The organism is Vescimonas sanitatis, from assembly GCF_049060325.1.
In the GTDB taxonomy this organism is placed as follows: Bacteria; Bacillota; Clostridia; order Oscillospirales; family Oscillospiraceae; genus Vescimonas; species Vescimonas sanitatis.
Genome location: NZ_JBMGPW010000002.1, coordinates 50,330 through 66,541 on the forward strand (window position 1 = coordinate 50,330; position 16,212 = coordinate 66,541).

At 61.9% G+C, this 16,212-nt stretch carries 15 protein-coding genes and 1 other RNA gene; 6 read left to right on the forward strand and 10 right to left on the reverse strand.

From position 1 onward, the window contains the following. Nucleotides 1–32: 32 nt before the first annotated feature. From ACOMDU_RS03135 to ACOMDU_RS03160, 6 genes are all read right to left on the reverse strand, one after another. Nucleotides 33–959, reverse strand: coding sequence for an alginate O-acetyltransferase AlgX-related protein (locus tag ACOMDU_RS03135; RefSeq protein ID WP_421128989.1), 927 nt, complete (start codon nt 957–959; stop codon nt 33–35). After that, nucleotides 956–1,513 carry an LptM family lipoprotein gene (locus tag ACOMDU_RS03140; protein ID WP_421128990.1) on the reverse strand — a complete coding sequence of 186 codons (558 nt, stop codon included), beginning with the start codon at nt 1,511–1,513 and terminating at the stop codon, nt 956–958. The genes ACOMDU_RS03135 and ACOMDU_RS03140 overlap by 4 nt, the downstream gene beginning before the upstream one ends. A gap of 82 nt (nt 1,514–1,595) precedes the next feature. Further along, nucleotides 1,596–1,985 carry a cytidine deaminase gene (cdd, locus tag ACOMDU_RS03145; RefSeq protein ID WP_421128991.1) on the reverse strand — a complete coding sequence of 130 codons (390 nt, stop codon included), beginning with the start codon at nt 1,983–1,985 and terminating at the stop codon, nt 1,596–1,598. 46 nt (nt 1,986–2,031) lie between these two features. Beyond that, a complete protein-coding gene (locus ACOMDU_RS03150; protein WP_421128992.1) occupies nt 2,032–3,912 on the reverse strand; it encodes an ABC transporter ATP-binding protein in 1,881 nt (626 codons plus the stop codon). Next, a complete protein-coding gene (locus tag ACOMDU_RS03155; protein WP_421128993.1) occupies nt 3,905–5,641 on the reverse strand; it encodes an ABC transporter ATP-binding protein in 1,737 nt (578 codons plus the stop codon). The genes ACOMDU_RS03150 and ACOMDU_RS03155 overlap by 8 nt, the downstream gene beginning before the upstream one ends. Beyond that, nucleotides 5,638–6,093, reverse strand: a complete 456-nt coding sequence (locus ACOMDU_RS03160) for a MarR family winged helix-turn-helix transcriptional regulator (RefSeq protein ID WP_421128994.1) — start codon at nt 6,091–6,093, stop codon at nt 5,638–5,640. Before ACOMDU_RS03160 ends, ACOMDU_RS03155 begins: the two co-directional genes overlap by 4 nt. A 471-nt stretch (nt 6,094–6,564) precedes the next feature. Between ACOMDU_RS03160 and ffs the strand changes: the two genes are divergently transcribed. From ffs to ACOMDU_RS03185, 5 genes are all read left to right on the forward strand, one after another. Beyond that, nucleotides 6,565–6,664, forward strand: an RNA gene (gene ffs / locus ACOMDU_RS03165) — signal recognition particle sRNA small type. A 52-nt stretch (nt 6,665–6,716) separates the two neighbouring features. After that, the gene (gene dnaX / locus ACOMDU_RS03170; protein ID WP_421128995.1) at nt 6,717–8,495 is read left to right on the forward strand and encodes a DNA polymerase III subunit gamma/tau; all 1,779 of its coding nucleotides are present in this window, start codon (nt 6,717–6,719) and stop codon (nt 8,493–8,495) included. Nucleotides 8,496–8,656: 161 nt separating this feature from the next. Then, nucleotides 8,657–9,022: a YbaB/EbfC family nucleoid-associated protein gene (locus tag ACOMDU_RS03175; RefSeq protein ID WP_421128996.1), complete on the forward strand. Its 366-nt coding sequence runs from the start codon at nt 8,657–8,659 to the stop codon at nt 9,020–9,022. 184 nt (nt 9,023–9,206) lie between these two features. After that, entirely contained in the window at nt 9,207–10,106 is a 900-nt protein-coding gene (locus tag ACOMDU_RS03180; RefSeq protein WP_421128997.1) for a mechanosensitive ion channel family protein, read from the forward strand. A 3-nt stretch (nt 10,107–10,109) separates the two neighbouring features. Continuing rightward, nucleotides 10,110–11,237 (forward strand): hypothetical protein, encoded by a 1,128-nt coding sequence (locus tag ACOMDU_RS03185; protein WP_421128998.1) that lies wholly within the window; start codon nt 10,110–10,112, stop codon nt 11,235–11,237. Nucleotides 11,238–11,324: 87 nt separating this feature from the next. Here the strand turns inward: ACOMDU_RS03185 and ACOMDU_RS03190 are convergent, their stop codons facing one another. The 3 genes from ACOMDU_RS03190 to ACOMDU_RS03200 are packed head-to-tail and all read right to left on the reverse strand — an operon-like array spanning nt 11,325 to nt 14,128. Further along, nucleotides 11,325–12,395, reverse strand: a complete 1,071-nt coding sequence (locus ACOMDU_RS03190; RefSeq protein WP_421128999.1) for a DUF3810 domain-containing protein — start codon at nt 12,393–12,395, stop codon at nt 11,325–11,327. Then, entirely contained in the window at nt 12,392–12,814 is a 423-nt protein-coding gene (locus ACOMDU_RS03195) for a PaaI family thioesterase (RefSeq protein WP_421129000.1), read from the reverse strand. Before ACOMDU_RS03195 ends, ACOMDU_RS03190 begins: the two co-directional genes overlap by 4 nt. A 57-nt stretch (nt 12,815–12,871) precedes the next feature. Next, nucleotides 12,872–14,128 carry an AI-2E family transporter gene (locus tag ACOMDU_RS03200; protein WP_421129001.1) on the reverse strand — a complete coding sequence of 419 codons (1,257 nt, stop codon included), beginning with the start codon at nt 14,126–14,128 and terminating at the stop codon, nt 12,872–12,874. Between the two features lie 179 nt (nt 14,129–14,307). Here ACOMDU_RS03200 and ACOMDU_RS03205 point away from each other — a divergent pair, with 179 nt between their 5' ends. Next, a complete protein-coding gene (locus tag ACOMDU_RS03205; protein ID WP_022136096.1) occupies nt 14,308–15,189 on the forward strand; it encodes a diacylglycerol/lipid kinase family protein in 882 nt (293 codons plus the stop codon). 86 nt (nt 15,190–15,275) lie between these two features. On the opposite strand, the gene ACOMDU_RS03210 is transcribed toward ACOMDU_RS03205, so the two are convergent. Next, nucleotides 15,276–16,205, reverse strand: coding sequence for a TIGR03943 family putative permease subunit (locus ACOMDU_RS03210; RefSeq protein ID WP_421129002.1), 930 nt, complete (start codon nt 16,203–16,205; stop codon nt 15,276–15,278). Nucleotides 16,206–16,212: the final 7 nt, after the last annotated feature.

Here is a 16,212-nt window from a genome sequence, read left to right on the forward strand (position 1 = left end):
AGGCCGGGCGCTGAAAGCACCCGGCCTTTTGCTTACTTAAGCGTAATGCTGTTTTGCAGTACGGCAACGCTGTACAGCAGCAGTACGTCTGCCCCCTCCGGGAATTCCGTCACCCGCGCCAGCGCGTCGGTGGAAATATAGCGGATGTCCACCGCGTATACGGTGCTGTAGCCGCCTGCCAGCAGGGGAATCAGGCTGCTGCCGAAGGAGTCACGCATCACCACCAGCGTCCGGTCGTTGTCTGCCGCCGGGTTTTCGATCCGCAGCAGCGCCTTCGGCCCGCCCAGAAACAGGTCGTAGGGCGCCTTCTCCGCTGCCGTCAGATCATACACGCCGCCGGTGCTGTCCGTCTCATAGTCGTACACCGTGCAGCCCTCCAGCAGGGGAGAGGTGATATAGGACAGGACGTCCGCCGTCAGCGGCTCCGCCGTCTTGCCCCAGTAGCTGCCGTGGAATTCGCCCGCCAGCGCGCACAGCGTCTCCTCCGTCGTGTTCGGCACAAGTGCACCCATGGCCTCCGATATGGTCTGCGCCACGGCGGAAAGACGCTCCTGCCGCCAGTGGGGATCGGTACGGTAATAGTCCTCCAGCGACAGCAGCCCGGAAATATCGATCGTCTGTACCGGCAGCCGCTGCGCCAGATAGTCCGCCGTCTCCTGGGCCCCGGCGGGCGTGTAGCCCTCCGGCGTCTCCATAAAAGCGGCCTTATCTGGGATCACGCTCATATATACGTGTTCCGACCCGGGGAAATATGCCTCCAACAGGTGAGAAAACCGTTTTACGGCGAAGTCCAGTGATTTCTCGCTCCACGGTGCGTCGGTGGCGGCGGCATAGCCACGGTACACATATACCTCCGGCAGCGTATCCTCCTGCGCCCGCCGGGTGGGAATGGCGGCAGCAGCTATGACCATAGCCGCTGCCGCCAGCAGAAATACGCCTCGCTCTATCCAGCGCTTCACAGGATGGCCTCGTCGTAGACGGGCTGCACGCCGAAGATGCCGTTCAGGTGGGACATAAAGGTGTCCACAAGATCCTCGGCACCGAACACGGACACCACATACTCGCCCACCACGGCCACGGCAACCTTATCGGGGAAGCCGCACATCCACTGCCGCTGCTGGATGTTGTCCCGCAGGGCGGTGGCCAGCGCATCGGCATCATCGGTGCAGTGGTACGCCGCGGCGGTAAAGGTGTTCTGGTTCATCATATGGACCAGCGACGCGGCCTGATCCACCTTGGCCGTCTCCGGCAGGCCGAGGGCACTGTCCACAGCGGCACGGTCGGTCAGGTCATAGACGCCGGGGGCGTCCTCCTTGCTGTTCGCCTCGGAGTAGTCGCCGCCGCTGGCGGGGAACTTCTCGTCCTCGGTGTAGGTGCTCCACACCTTTTCCAGCAGGTCAAGAGCGCTGGCAGGCGCGGCGGGCTGGTCGCCCTTGCTGTCGTTCTTCGTGCCGCAGGCGGCGAGACTCAGGGTCAGCACGGCGGCGAGCACAAGGGAAATGATTTTTTTCATCGTGTAGTTTCCTCCTGAAATAGGTTTCTGTCCATTGAGACGGAGCGCGGTGCGATTTGGTTCCATGAAAATTCTGCCGCGTTTATAGCCAGCTCTGGTCAAAGCCGTAGGGCAGCAGCTCCTTCAGCGCGAAGCGCTTGCTCTCGCCCTTTCCGTTCAGGCAGATCACCGTCAGGCCGGGTGCGAACTCCATCATCACCTGCCGGCAGGTGCCGCAGGGCACGCAGTAGTCCTCGCTGCGCCCGGCGATCACAATGGTGTCGAAGTCCCTGTGTCCCTCACTGACCGCCTTGACCATGGCCGTCCGTTCGGCGCATATCGTGGCGCCGTAGGCGGCGTTCTCCACGTTGCAGCCGGTGAATACTGTGCCGTCCTTGCACAGCAGCGCCGCGCCCACCGGGAAGTGGGAATAGGGCACATAGGAACGCTCCAGCATGGCCACCGCCATATCACAAAGCTGTTTTTCCGTCATGGTGCATCCTCCTTTGATCTTTTCCGGTTTCTTCCTCGTTTATACCTCAGCTCAACTCCGCCTTGCCGGTGTAGAGCTGATAATACTTGCCCTTCTGCGCCAGCAGCTCCTGATGGTCGCCGCGTTCGATGATGCGCCCATGCTCCAGCACCAGAATGGCCTGACTGTTCCGCACGGTGGACAGCCGGTGTGCGATAACGAACACCGTCCGGCCCTCCATCAGCGAGTCCATGCCCTGTTCGATCAGGTTTTCCGTCCGCGTGTCGATGGAGCTGGTGGCCTCGTCCAGGATCAGTACCGGCGGGTCGGACACTGCCGCCCGGGCGATGGCCAGCAGCTGCCGCTCGCCCTGGCTCAGGCTGCCGCCGTCCCCGGTGATGACCGTGTCATACCCCTGGGGCAGATGGCGGATAAAGCTGTCGGCGTTGGCCAGCTTCGCCGCGGCCCGTACCTCCTCGTCCGTGGCGTCCAGCCGTCCGTAGCGGATGTTGTCGGCGATGGTGCCGGTGAACAGATGGGTGTCCTGCAATACCATGCCCAGCGAACGGCGCAGAGAGTCCTTCTGGATGTCCCTCACGTCAATGCCGTCATAGGTGATGGTGCCCTCCTGTACGTCGTAAAACCGGTTGATGAGGTTGGTGATGGTGGTCTTGCCCGCGCCGGTGGAGCCCACAAAGGCGATCTTCTGCCCCGGCTTGGCGAACAGCGACACGTCGTTCAGCACCGTTTTCTCCCCGTCATAGGAGAAGGTCACATGGTCGAAGCGCACGTCGCCCTTCAGCTCCACCAGCGTGCCGTCGGGCTTTTTCCATGCCCAGCAGCCGGTGCGGCGGTCTGTCTCGGTCAGCGTATCGCCGTGCTTTTCCACCCGGACGATGACGGTCTTGCCCTCGTCCGTCTCCGGCTCGGCCTCCATCACGGCGAAGATGCGCTCCGCGCCGGCCACCGCCGCCAGCAGCACATTCACCTGCTGGCTGATCTGCGAGATGGGCTGGCTCACCTGCTTCACATACAGCAGGTACGCACCCAGGGAGCCCACGTCGAACATTCCGCCGATGGCCAGCAGCCCGCCCACGCAGCAGGTGACGGCGTAGTCGATGCGGGACAGGTTGGCCATGGCCGGCATCATGGCGCCGGAGTAGGTCTGGGCCGCCGTGGCGGCGTCCCGATAGCTGTCGTTCAGCCCGGAGAACTGCGCGATGGCCTTGCTCTCGTGGTTGAACACCTTGATGACCTTCTGGCCCTCCACCATCTCCTCGATATAGCCGTTCATGGCGCCCAGCGCCTGCTGCTGTGCCTGAAAGCTCACGCGGCTTCTGCCGCCAACGCCCTTGACCACCAGCAGCATCAGCACCAGAAAGGCAAAGGTGATCAGCGTCAGCACCCAGTTCATATACAGCATCATAACAACAATGCCGATAAACGTCAAGGCGCAGGACACCACACTGGCGAAGCTGGAGTTGATCATCTCCGACACGGTGTCCATGTCGTTGGTAAAGCGGCTCATCAGGTCGCCGGACTGGTGGGTGTCGAAGTACCGCAGGGGCAGGTCCTGCAATTTGTCGAACAGATCCTGCCGCATCTGAGCCACCGTCCGCTGGGAGATATGCACCATGATGCGGGCGTAGGCATAGGAGCACAGGCCCGACAGCAGGAACAGTCCCAGCAGCAGCGCCAGCATTTTCAGCAGGCCGGCGAAGTCGCCCACCAGGATATAGTCGTTGATAATAGGCTTGAGCAGATAGCTGCTCATCACCGAGCCCACGGAGCTGATCACCAGGCAGATGAACACCACCGCCAGCGACGCCTTATAGCGCCCGATATAGCGCAGCAGCTTGCTCACCGTGCCTCTGAAGTCCTTGGGCCGCTGGAAGCCGTGCCCCTGGGGCCCGTGGCCGCGAGGGCCGCCGCGTTTTTGTTCAGCCATCGATGCTCACCCCTTCCTGTTGGGAGCGATAGACCTCCCGATAAATGTCGCTCTGCGCCATCAGCTCCTCATGGGTGCCTATGGCGGAGATGTGCCCATCGTCCATCACCAGTATCAGGTCGGCGTCCATAACGGATGTGATCCGCTGGGCGATGATGAGCTTTGTGGTGCCGGGCAGCGCCGTTTTCAGCGCGCCTCGGATCTTCGCGTCCGTGGCGGTGTCCACCGCGCTGGTGGAGTCGTCCAGGATCAGTATCTTCGGCTTCCGCAGCACCGCTCGGGCGATGCACAGCCGCTGCTTCTGCCCGCCGGAGACGTTGGTGCCGCCCTGTTCGATATAGGTGTCGTATCCGTCCGGCATTTTCTCAATAAACTCGTCGGCGCAGGCCAGACGGCAGGCCGCCTCGATCTCCTGATCGCTGGCGTTCTCGTCGCCCCAGCGCAGGTTCTCCCGGATGGTGCCGGAGAACAGCGTGTTCTTCTGCAGCACCATGGCGCAGCCGTCGCGCAGCGCCTCCATGGTGTAGTTCTTCACATTGTGGCCGCCCACATACACCGCGCCGCCGTTCACGTCGTACAGCCGGGGGATCATGCTCACCAGCGTGGTCTTGGCGCTGCCGGTGCCGCCTAAAATGCCCACCGTGGCCCCGCTGGGTACGGTAAAGCTCACATCCTCCAGGTTCCAGGCCTCCGCCGTGTCGTGGTACTTGAAATACACATGGTCGAAGCGGATGGAGCCGTCCTCCACCTTCAGCGCCGGGTCGGCCTGCTCGTCGGTGATGCGGGGTTTCTCCTCCAGCACCTCGGCGATGCGCTTGCCGCAGGCGATGGCCCGGGTCAGCATCATCAGCACCACGGATACCATCATCAGCGACATCAGTATCTCACTCACATAGGTAAAGAACGCGATCAGATCGCCGGAGAGCAGCGTGCCCTCCCACACGTAGTGGCCGCCGATCCACATGACCGCCGTGATGGTGCCGCCCATCAGGATCATCATCACCGGCATGAACAGCACCACAAAGCCGAAGGCGCGCTCGGCCATGCTTCGCAGCTTCTCGCTGCGCTGGGTGAACTTCTCCTTTTCCTGCGCCTCACGCACAAAGGATTTCACCACGCGGATGGCGTTCAGGTCCTCCTGCACCACCAGGTTCAGCTGGTCCGTGGCCCCCTGCAAAGAGGTGAAGAACGGACCTACCCGCTTGATGACGATGACCACCGCGATGACCAGCAGGGGAATGACCACCAGGAACACCTGGCTCAGCCGCTGGCTGATGATCAGGGCCATTACCAGCGCCGTCACCAGCATGGTGGGGGCGCGGACCAGCATACGCATTCCCATAAATGTGGTCATCTGCACCGAGGCCACGTCGTTGGTCAGCCGCGTCACCAGACTGGCGGTGGAGAAGCGCTCGATGTTGGCAAAGGAGAAGCGCTGTACCTGCTCGTACTCCGCCTTCCGCAGCGCCGCGCCGAAGCCCATGGACGCCTTGGCGGCCAAAGCCGCCGCGCCCACGCCGCAGCCCAGCGCCAGCAGCGCCATAATGACCATTTTCAGCCCCGCCATCAGGATATAGCCTCTGTCTCCGTTGGCGATGCCGATATCCACGATGTCGCTCATCACCTGAGGCAGCGTCAGCTCCAGCACCGCCTCTCCGGCGGAGCAGGCGATGGCGAACAGCATCAGCAGGCGGTAGCCCTTGGTATAGGGCGCCAATTTTTTTATCATGCTTCCTCCTCCTCGTCGGTCAGGTTCCGTCCCGCCCGCAGCAGGAACGCGGTGAACTGCGCCTTTTCCTCCTGCGTGAAGCCGCGCTCCAGCCGTTCGTTCACCTGGTGCAGCACGGTCTGGAAATCGTCATGGAACCGCTGGCCCTCCTCTGTCAGTGCCAGAATGCGGCACCGTCCGTCCGTGGCGCTGACGGTGCGGTATACCAGCCCCTTCTCCTCCAGCCGGTCCACGATGCCGTTCACCGTGCTGGGCTTGATCATCAGGTGGCGCTCCAGTGTTTTCTGGTTCACGCTGCCCTCCGCGTCGTGCAGGAACATCAGCGTCCGGCACTGCATGGGCGATACGTCGTAGCGCTTCAGCATCCGCCCCATCAGCTTATGCACCTGGTGATCGCAGTAGCCGAACAGCGCGCCGAAGTGCGCCGGGTGCTCGTCAAAGCAACATTTCATAGCGACCCTCCTTCTTCACCTTTAAATTATTAGCATACGAATTATTAGCGTGCTAAATGGTAGCACCAATATTTTTTGTTGTCAATAGGGGAGGGGTGTCCTGCCTGTAAACGATTTGTGAACGGAGTCCCTACTTTGTGAATGGTTTGTTAATTCTTTGCCAAACCTGTTGACTTCCCGCCCGGGTGCGTGTATGATACGCTCATCCGAAAGGATACCCACCCATTGTATTTCTCTCTCCTTTTACTGAAAAAAAGGCGGCGCTTCAGCGCCGCCTTTTTTCGTGTCTGTCGTTTCCGGCGCGGCTGAACTGCGTCTGCGCCGCGCCGCCTGCCCTTCGGCCTCGTTTATATCCAATGGCTATGAGGGCATGATGAAAGCAAACGCGAAGCAAACGCAAAAAACAGTTGCCATCGCGGAAGAATTGTAGTAGAATGTATCTCACGAACTTGTCCTCCGCCGTGAGCTGCGGGGCCGGTCTCGCGCAATGGATACCCACGAATCATGTCAGGCGGGGAACCGAGCAGCATTAAGAGGGATCATCCATGTGCCGCGAGGGTGCCGGCCCTGTGGCTCACGGCGGAGGACTCGTTTATTTTGTTTGTCAGCAGGGAGGTGTGCCCATGTACCAGGCGCTGTACCGCAAATACCGGCCCAAGACCTTTTCCGAGGTGGTGGGCCAGCAGCACATCACCGATACGCTCCAGCGCCAGGTGGCCGACGGTCAGGTGGGCCACGCCTACCTGTTCACCGGTACCCGCGGCACCGGCAAGACCACCTGCGCCCGTATTCTGGCCAAGGCCGTCAACTGCCAGCACCCCATTGACGGCGCGCCCTGCAACCAGTGCGCCGCCTGCCGCGGCATTGATGACGGTTCACTGCTGGATGTGACGGAGCTGGACGCCGCCTCCAACGGCAGCGTCAACGACGCCCGCAGCCTGCGGGAGGAGGCCGTCTACCCGCCGGCGGTGCTGCAAAAGCGCGTCTACATCATCGATGAGGTGCATATGCTCTCCCGCGACGCCTTCAACGCCCTGCTGAAGATCATGGAGGAGCCGCCCGCCCACCTGCTGTTTATTCTGGCCACCACCGAGATCCAGAAGGTCCCGGCCACCATACTCTCCCGCTGCCAGCGGTTCAACTTCAAGCGCATCCTGCCCCACGATATGGAGCAGCAGCTGCTGAAGGTGGCGAAGGCCGAAGCCATCGACCTGACCCCGGACGGGGCGGACCTGCTGGCCCGCATGGCCAACGGTGCGCTGCGCGACGCGCTCAGCCTGCTGGACCAGTGCCGTGCCGCCGGCGCGGTCGTGGACGGCCGCAGCGTGCTGGACACGCTGGGACTGGCCGGCAGCACCCAGACGGTGCAGCTCATGCGCCTGCTCCTGGCGCGTCAGGGGGGCGACGCTTTGGCGCTGCTGGACCAGCTGTACCGGGGCGGCAAGGATGTGGGCGCGCTGCTGGGCGAGCTCAGCGATCTCTGCCGGGACATGACCGTTCTGGCCGCCGCGCCGGAGGGCGGCGCCGCCCTGCTGGGCGGCCTGTATGATCGCAAGACCCTCTCTGAACTGACGGCGGAGGTCCCCATGCGCCGCCTGCTCTATATGACCGATACCATCCAGCGCACCGCCGCGGCCCTGCCCCGGAGCATCCGCCAGCGGACGGACGCCGAGCTGTGCCTGCTGCGTCTGTGCGACGAGAGCCTTTCCAACGACACGGAGACTCTGGCGGACCGCGTCTCCGCCCTGGAGGACGCCTTGAAGAAGGGCGTCGTCCCGGCGGAAAGACCCGCCGCCCGTCCGGCGGCTGCGCCGACTCCGCCGCCCCGGCGTGAAGTGCCTCCGATCCCGCAGGAGACATCTCCCGCACCGGAACCCGCACCGGTCCCCATGGCCCCCGCACCCGCGGCGCCTGCGCCGGAGAGCGCCCCGGCGGCGCCCGCTGCCGGCGGTGACAGCCAGGTCTGGGCCGCGCTTATCGAGCACTATAAAGGCCCGCTGACCATCCCCGACCGGGTATGGCTGAACCAGGCGACAGGTACGCTGGAGGGGGATGTGCTCACCGTTTCCTGTGCCAACGATCTGGTGAAGCAGCAGCTCAGCCGCAAGGCCATCGAGGACGTGCTCTGCGGCGTCACCAGCCGCCATGTGGGCCGTCCCGTCCGGGTGCAGTTCACCGTAGGCGGCGGCTCCGCCGTGCCCGTGCGGCACGCCCCGGTCCGCCCCGCGCCCCGGCCCGAACCCACCCCGCCGGCGGACGACTATGAGCGCCCGCCCCTGCCGGAGGAGGCGCCGCCCGCTCCGCCGGATCTGCCGCCCTGGGAGGTGCCGGCTCCCCACAGGGACAAGCTGGACGAGTTGGTGGAAAACGCCAAACAGCTGGACAATTTTCGCATCAAATAAGCCGACAGTTCATGCTGAGCGCACCGGTGTCTCACATGGAGCACACCAATGTTACACAAAGAGCGCATCGGTATTACACATGGGTAGACCGATGCTGCACATAAGATGTCCGATAGTTTACACTGGCAAAATGAACAGATCGATATAAAGGAGAAACGAATATGGCAAAGGGATATAGCGCCCGCAGGGGCTTTACCGGCGGTGCCGGGATGATGCAGCAGCAGGCGCAGATGCAGCAAAAACTGCTGAAAATGCAGCAGGATATGGCAAAAGCGCAGGAAGAAGTTGAAAAAACGGAGTTTGCCGCCTCGGTGGGCGGCGGCGCCGTCACCGCCGTGGTCACCGGCAAAAAGGAGCTGACCAAGCTGACCATCAAGCCCGATGTCATCGACCCGGAGGACGCGGAAATGTTGCAGGATCTGGTCATTTCTGCGGTAAATGAGGCACTTCGGCAGGCAGATGATGCCATGAACAACTCCATGAGCTCACTCACCGGCGGACTGAACATCCCCGGCCTGGGCCTGTAAACCGTGATAGAAAAGCGCCCGCCCTGCATAACGCAGGGCGGGTGTTTTTCGCGCAAAAAGGGCAAAATATTCGGATATTTCGCGCGATATATTGACACATTCGACAAGGCGGTGTATTCTGTGTATGTAGAAGTTTTGCTAAATTTCTGCTTATCATATGGATAAAAAACGGGAGAAATACATCATGGAAAACGAAAAAAACGAGATGAAAAAGAAACCGGGAAAGGTGCTGCCGTGGTTGGCCGCTGTGCTGCTGGCGGCGGCCCTGGCAGCGCGGGCGGCGGTGCCCGTGCCCGCGGGCCTGTTTACGCAGATCTGGAACATCGGCACACAGCTGATCATACTGTTTTCCGGGTTGGTGCTGTTTTCGGCGGCGGCCAGAGCCGTATTTCAGAGAGTGTCGCCCAGCAGCAACCACGGCAAGACCGTGTTCACGCTGGCGGACAGCGCTATCCGATATCTGCTGATCATCGTGGGGCTGCTGTGGGCGCTGTCTATCGTGGGCGTGGATGTGCGGGCGCTGCTGGCCGGCGCCGGCGTGCTGGCGCTGATCATCGGCTTCGGTGCGGAGAGCTTGATTGCCGACGTGATCACCGGTACGTTCATGCTGTTTGAGCACCAGTACGAGGTGGGCGACATCATCGTGGTGGGCGACTTCCGCGGCACGGTCACACAAATCGGCATCCGTACCACGCAGATCATGGACTCCGGCGGAAACGTGAAGATCATCAACAACTCCGATATCCGCAGTCTGATCAACCGATCCAACGACCTGTCCTTTGCCGTGTGCGACATGGCGGTCCCCTATGACAAGGAGAGTCTGGCGCGGGCGGAGAAGGTGCTGGGCGAGGTGCTGCCGAAGCTGAACCGGGAGCACCCCGACCTGTTCAGCAAGGCCCCGGCCTATCTGGGTGTGCAGACGCTGGACTATGAAAATCGCGCCGTTGTGATCCGCGTGGCGGGTGAGACACACGAGGAGAACATTTACAAGGCGCAGCGCCTGCTGAACCGCACGCTGTTCATGGCCTTTGAGGAGGAGGGGCTCTCCTGCCCCGTCCACAGGGTGGAGCTGGATCGGGAGTAAGCCATGAACGACAAGGAATTTTCACCGGCACCCGCGGAATTTTCTCCGCCGAGGCCGGAGTTCTCCGCGCCGCCGCGGGAGTGGGCCGCGCCGGGGAACGAGATATCCCGCGACGACACCGCGCCGCCGCAGAAGAAGCGCCGCAGTCTTCCGGCCATGCTGGTGGCCGGGGCCGCGGCGGTGGCCATCGGCCTGTCGTGCTGGGGCGCCGCCGTGACGGACAACACGCCCCGCGCCGCGCTGACGGCGGAGCAGTGCGCCTATCTGGACGCGGTCAGCGAGGCGCTGCTGGAGGAGGACATCCCAGGTCTGGAGGCGCTGGCGCTGGATCCCATGATGCGGCAGCTCTGCGAGGAGGTCATAGAACCGTATTACTACGACGTGCTGCTGCCCTACGACGCTTCCTACAGCGATATGGTGCGCAAGGACGAGCTTTATACCTACTACCGGGACATCGATTATGACGGGGAAACGCTGGGTGCCATTAATGATGCGGTGGATATCTTTAAGCTGGGGAGAAACCTGCATATCTGGTACAGCAAGTATGAGAGTGGAGATCCCTCTGTTGATTGGGATGATACGTCATGGCGGTATACTCAAAGGCACGGCGATGAACATACCTACCACTGGCTTGTATGCGACAGCAGGGCGGAGGGCCTTAACAATCTGAAATTTTCAACGTGGAAAGAAAAGTGGACCGTGGACGGAGTAAGATGGCCCACGGATATCCATGATGTCAGACAGTATCGGGCGGCCTATACGCAGGGCGTCTGCAAAAGCGTATGGATCAGTGAGGGAGACGCTGTGTATGTCGCCGATGACTACCGGGACGGCATGATATATGGGAGCGTATGTCTGGAAAACGGCAAGGTCACCCTCCGCACCGGCGACGGGCGCTATGAGACGACATTTCCCGTTGTCAACGGGAGGGCGCAGCCGGGAACGGATGTAGAGGTCGAAATGCGATCCGATGAAAACGGCAATGTCTACGCATCGGCGCTGCTCTGGCATACGCCGGACGGGGAGACGCTTCGGATAGGGCTGCAAACGCACTGGGGGCAATCTGCCGATGCGTCCAATGCGGAAGAGCTGTATCATATTATCGTGCTGGAGCGTATGAGCATAGGATGATCCCAATAGACTGCCCGGAGGCTTCGCCGGATCAAACGGACCAATAAAAAATATTCCCTTAGGCCAACTGGCCTAAGGGAATATTTTTTATCCGAAATAGGCCACCAGCAGGTCCGTGACCACGCCGTAGCTCTTGCTGCCGTCCGTGTCGCCGTTGCTCTTGAGAAAGCCGTCATACACGGTGTCCGAGACCTTTGAGACGACGCCGCGAAACTGCGCCCAGTAGGCGTTGTCCGCCCGCAGGTCGGCCACCACCGTGTCCGGCAGTGCGTCCCGTATGGTCTGCCACGCCTCCCGGTCAGCGCTGTACAGGGCGTTGGACAGATACCCGAACCCCGTCAGCCAGCCGGAGTAGCGGTACCCTGCGTCCTCTGACCGGACAGCGGCCAGTATGCCGATGAAATTGCACTCCTCCTCCGCCGTGATGCCCCGCTGGTGCGCCAGCTCATGGCATACAGTGGCCGGCAGAAAGGCCGCCGGACTGTCCATGTTGACGTTCGGCTCGCCGGTGAAGGGGAAGTAGAACCCGGTGAAGCGCAGGGCACTCAGCGCCCGGGAGCAGCCGAAGCCCTTGGCACCGCCCGTTTCCGCCCGCAGGAACGGGAACTCGCCGCAGAGCACATCCAGCGCGGAGGCGCTCCGGTTCAGCACCGCCTGCCGGTCCAGCGTGCAGACACCGCTTTCATCTCTGGGGACGTCATCGGCGCAGGCGGCCAGATTGCCGGCAAAATAGGCCGTTACCTCCGCCAGCGTCTCCGCCGTGGAAGGCCGGGCATGGATGCCGCTTTTCTCCTGAAAGCCGTCAGTGTTGTACCCGATGCCCCAGGTCAGGCAGAAGCCGGCATACACCGTGGCTGCCGCCAGCGCCGCTGTCAGCGTCAGGCGCAGGGCCATGCCCCAACGGCGGCCCCGCGCGGCGATGATGCGCCGGGGTACGTTGGCCAGCCACAGTATGGCGCAGAACACCGCCGTCAAGATCAGGACCTCACCTACGGAGAGCGTCAACCTTCCACACAGCCGCCCCAGCCACTGCTCCGCCGGCAGCACGGCGCCGTACCACAGGGCAGTCATGGCCGTGCGGCTGGTGCGCAGGGCGAAATACGCGGCAAAGAACACCGCCAGCGCAATACACCAGCGGCACAGGGCGCGGCGGCTCATAGGGGCAGGGCCCTGCCGGTGAAGCACATGACGCAGTGGGCGCGGACGATGACCTTGCCGGTTTCGTCGGTCATCTCGGCGGAACAGAAGGCCAGCTTGCCGCCCAGGCGGTCCACCTTGCCCACGGTGGTCAGGGTGCTGCCGGCGGCCGCGGCGGACAGATAATCGATGGTGGAGTTCACCGTGACCACCATCTCCTGCCGCAGCGTCATAATGGCCATGCCCATGGCCACATCGCACAGCGAGAACAGGATGCCGCCGTGGGCGCCGCCCCAGCGGTTCAGACTTTCGGTGTGCATGGGCAGCGTCACGGTGGCGGTACCGTCGTCCAGGTCGGTGGTCCGCATAAAGTTGTGGGTGAGAAACGGCTCCCGGTCGTTGCCGAAGACCATCAGCTTATCGTAGAGGTCTTTTGTCATGGAGGTGCTCCTTTCAAAGAAAAGGCAGGCGGGCTGCGTGCCCGCCTGCCTGCCATATCACGCGGGATCTTTGGGTTCGGGCGCGGGCGTATCCTCCGGCGGGGAATCCTTGGCCCGACCCACATAGGCGTAGGCCTCCGTGGGCATATTCCGCTTCCGCAGCCGGCGGTCCATCAGGAATTTCAGCAGTTCCTGTATGCAGGCGAACACCGGCACGCCGATGAACATACCCAGCACGCCGGCGAAGCCGCCGCCCACCAGGATGGCCACGATGACCCAGAAGCTGGAGATGCCCGTGGCGTCGCCCAGAATTTTGGGCCCCAGGATGTTGCCGTCAAATTGCTGGAGGATCACGATGAAGATCACGAACACCAGACATTGCTTGGGGCTGACCAGCAGGATCAGGAATGCCGACGGCACCGCGCCCAGGAAGGGCCCGAAGAAGGGGATCACGTTGGTCACGCCCACCACCACGCTGACCAGCGGGGTGTAGGGCATTTTCAGGATGGAGCAGCAGATAAAGCACAGGATGCCGATGATGAGGGAGTCCAGCAGCTTGCCGCGGACAAAGCCGGAGAAGATGGCGTTCACCCGCCGCGTGCCGCGCATGACCGCGTCGGCATTTTCCTCCGGCAGCGCGGCGTAGACCGCCTTGCAGCAGCGAGCCAGGCTCTTCTCCTTCATGCCCATCAGATAGATGGACACGATGATGCCCACGATCAGGTCAAAGGCAAAGCCCACCGCGCCGCGGATGCCGCTCCAAATTCCGTTGGTCAGCGGCACAATGGCCTTCTGGGCCCAGGGCAGCACCTTGTCGGTCAAAAAGGCCATGCCGTCGGTATAGCGCTCGGTGATGAGCCCCGCCAGCCAGACACCGATCCCACTGTCGCTCTCCAGCAGGTCGTTGGCCCAGCGATAGACCTTGCGGTAGTAGGACTCTGCGTTGTTGATGAGGGTGGTCACGCTGTCCAGCACCTGGGGCACCAGCACGCTCATCAGCAGGTACAGAAGGAAGATGACCACGGCCTCGGTCAACAGGATGCTCACCAGCCGCAGCGCGCCCGACGGCTGCTTCAGCTCTTTTTTGAAGAGCTTTTTCCACAGCGCCGCAATGGCTCGTTCCAGCCAGGACATGATGGGCGTCAGCAGATAGGCGATGGCGAAGCCATACAGCACCGGCGCCAGGATGGATGCCAGCTTGGACACGAACTGCTGCAGCGTTCCCGCCTGATAGAAGGTGTCGTAGAACACCAGCACGGCACATACGGTCAAAAAGGCCGTCAGCCCCCATTTGAAATACTGCGTTCGCTTCATGGCAGGACCTCCCACTGCTGTTTTTTCTATCATACCCGTATACGCGGCGTTTTGCAACAATTTTCGAACACAAACACCCGCGGCGGAATGTGTATTGCAATCCCGCCGCAACTGTGGTATCATACTCGGACAACCCCGCGCAAAATGCGAGAATTACGATGGTATGGAAGGGTGTCCCTATGAAAAAGCTCTTGTTTATCGTCAATCCCCGTGCGGGAAAGACAAAATCCCGCGCCCCGCTGTTCGATGCCGTGGCGCAGTTCTCCCGTGCCGGCTATCTGGTACGGGTCTATATCACCGAGGCGGGCGGCCAGGCCCGCGATATCACCGCACGGTGGGGCGGACAGTACGACATGGTGGTCTGTGCCGGAGGCGACGGCACGCTGAACGAGACGCTATCCGGGCTTATGCAGCTGGAGCAGCGGCCCCTGCTGGGCTATCTGCCCTGCGGCAGCACCAACGACTTTGCCATGAGCCTGCATCTTCACACCATGCTGCCCGCCGCGGCAGAGGCGGCCGCCACCGGCACGCCCTGCCCCCTGGACGTGGGGAGGCATAACGACCGCTATTTCGCCTATGTGGCCTCCTTTGGAGCCTTTACCCGGTCCTCCTACTCCGCTACCCAGGCGGCCAAGAACGCCCTGGGCCATTTTGCCTACATTCTGGAGGGGCTGGGCGATCTGGACTCCCTGCGGCCCTACCGCTGCGCGGTGGAAGCCGATGGTGAGCGCTTTGAGGGGGAGTTCATTTTCGGCGCTGTGTGCAATTCCACCTCCTTGGGCGGCCTAGTGAAGCTGGATCCCTCCCGTGTACGGATGGACGACGGAAAATTCGAACTGCTGCTGCTCCGTATGCCAAAGACGGCACTGGATCTGCAGAACCTCATTACCGCCATGACCCGTATGCAGTACGACTATCCCGGCGTGATACTGCGCCATGTCCGGCGCGTCACCCTGACCACGGAGGAGAACCTCCCCTGGTCCCTGGACGGTGAATACTGCCCCAGTGCGCCCCGCGTGGAGATCGAAAACCTCCCCGCCGCCATCCAGCTGGTCCGCTGAGGCCGAAACAAGTTGAAAAGACCCGCCATCGGCGGGTCTTTTTCTATACACGCTGCAATTGTGCGGTGAAAATATACAGATCGCGATCAGAAGGACACCATCTCCGGGTCCGGCTTGGTGGTGGCGGCGATGGAGGTGACGTACAGCACGGGGCCTTCGCCCTGATAGGCGTCACAGGCCTCCTTCTTCACTGTGGCGTGTATCTTCACCCACTGCTTGTCCTTATACTGCTCCAGCCCTTCGCCGCGGCACACCAAGGCCAGGAACTGCATATCCTTGTCGCAGCACACCATGGCGAAGCGCCCCGGGCAGTGCACGCCCTTGAACTTTTTGGAGTGGCACATCAGCGCCCTGAAGGACACCTCCACGCCCTCGTAGCGTCCCGGGTTGTCCATCATGTCCACATACCAGATGCCGTAGTCCTCGTCCGGCACCTCCAGCTTGCCGCCGGTCAGGTCGAAGGGCGACATCTCCGGCGTGACGTACTCCTCGCTGGTGCCGTCCTCGTTTTCCAGATAGATATCCGCCCGACGGTTGGCCATCCGCAGGTTGCGGCTGCGAAGCTGGGCGCGCAGCTGCTCATTGCAGCGGTTGAAGATCAGCATATCGCAGTTGGTGATCTTCTCCATCATCAGCTGCCCCATGTTCTTCAAATACATCTCGAAGGTCGTGGCGTCCACCAGGCACATGATCTGGTACAGGATCCAGTTGGCGGGCAGCCCCTCGCGGTACAGCTTCTCCATGCTCCACATGCCGTTGTACTCCACGATGACCTGCTTGGGCCGGTACTGCTTTTCCAGCTTTTTCAGAAAGTCGGGCGTCAGTTGGTCCTCGTCCTCCACGGTATAGGTGAATACGTTGCCCAGCACCTTGGGATCATAGCCGTTCTCACCTTCCTCGCAGCACAGCAGCAGCGTCCGATCCTCGGCGGCGAAACCGTCCCGCAGGATGCCGTTGATGAATTCGGTCTTACCGGCGTCCAGAAATCCGGCAATAAGATAAACAGGAATATCCATGTCAGCC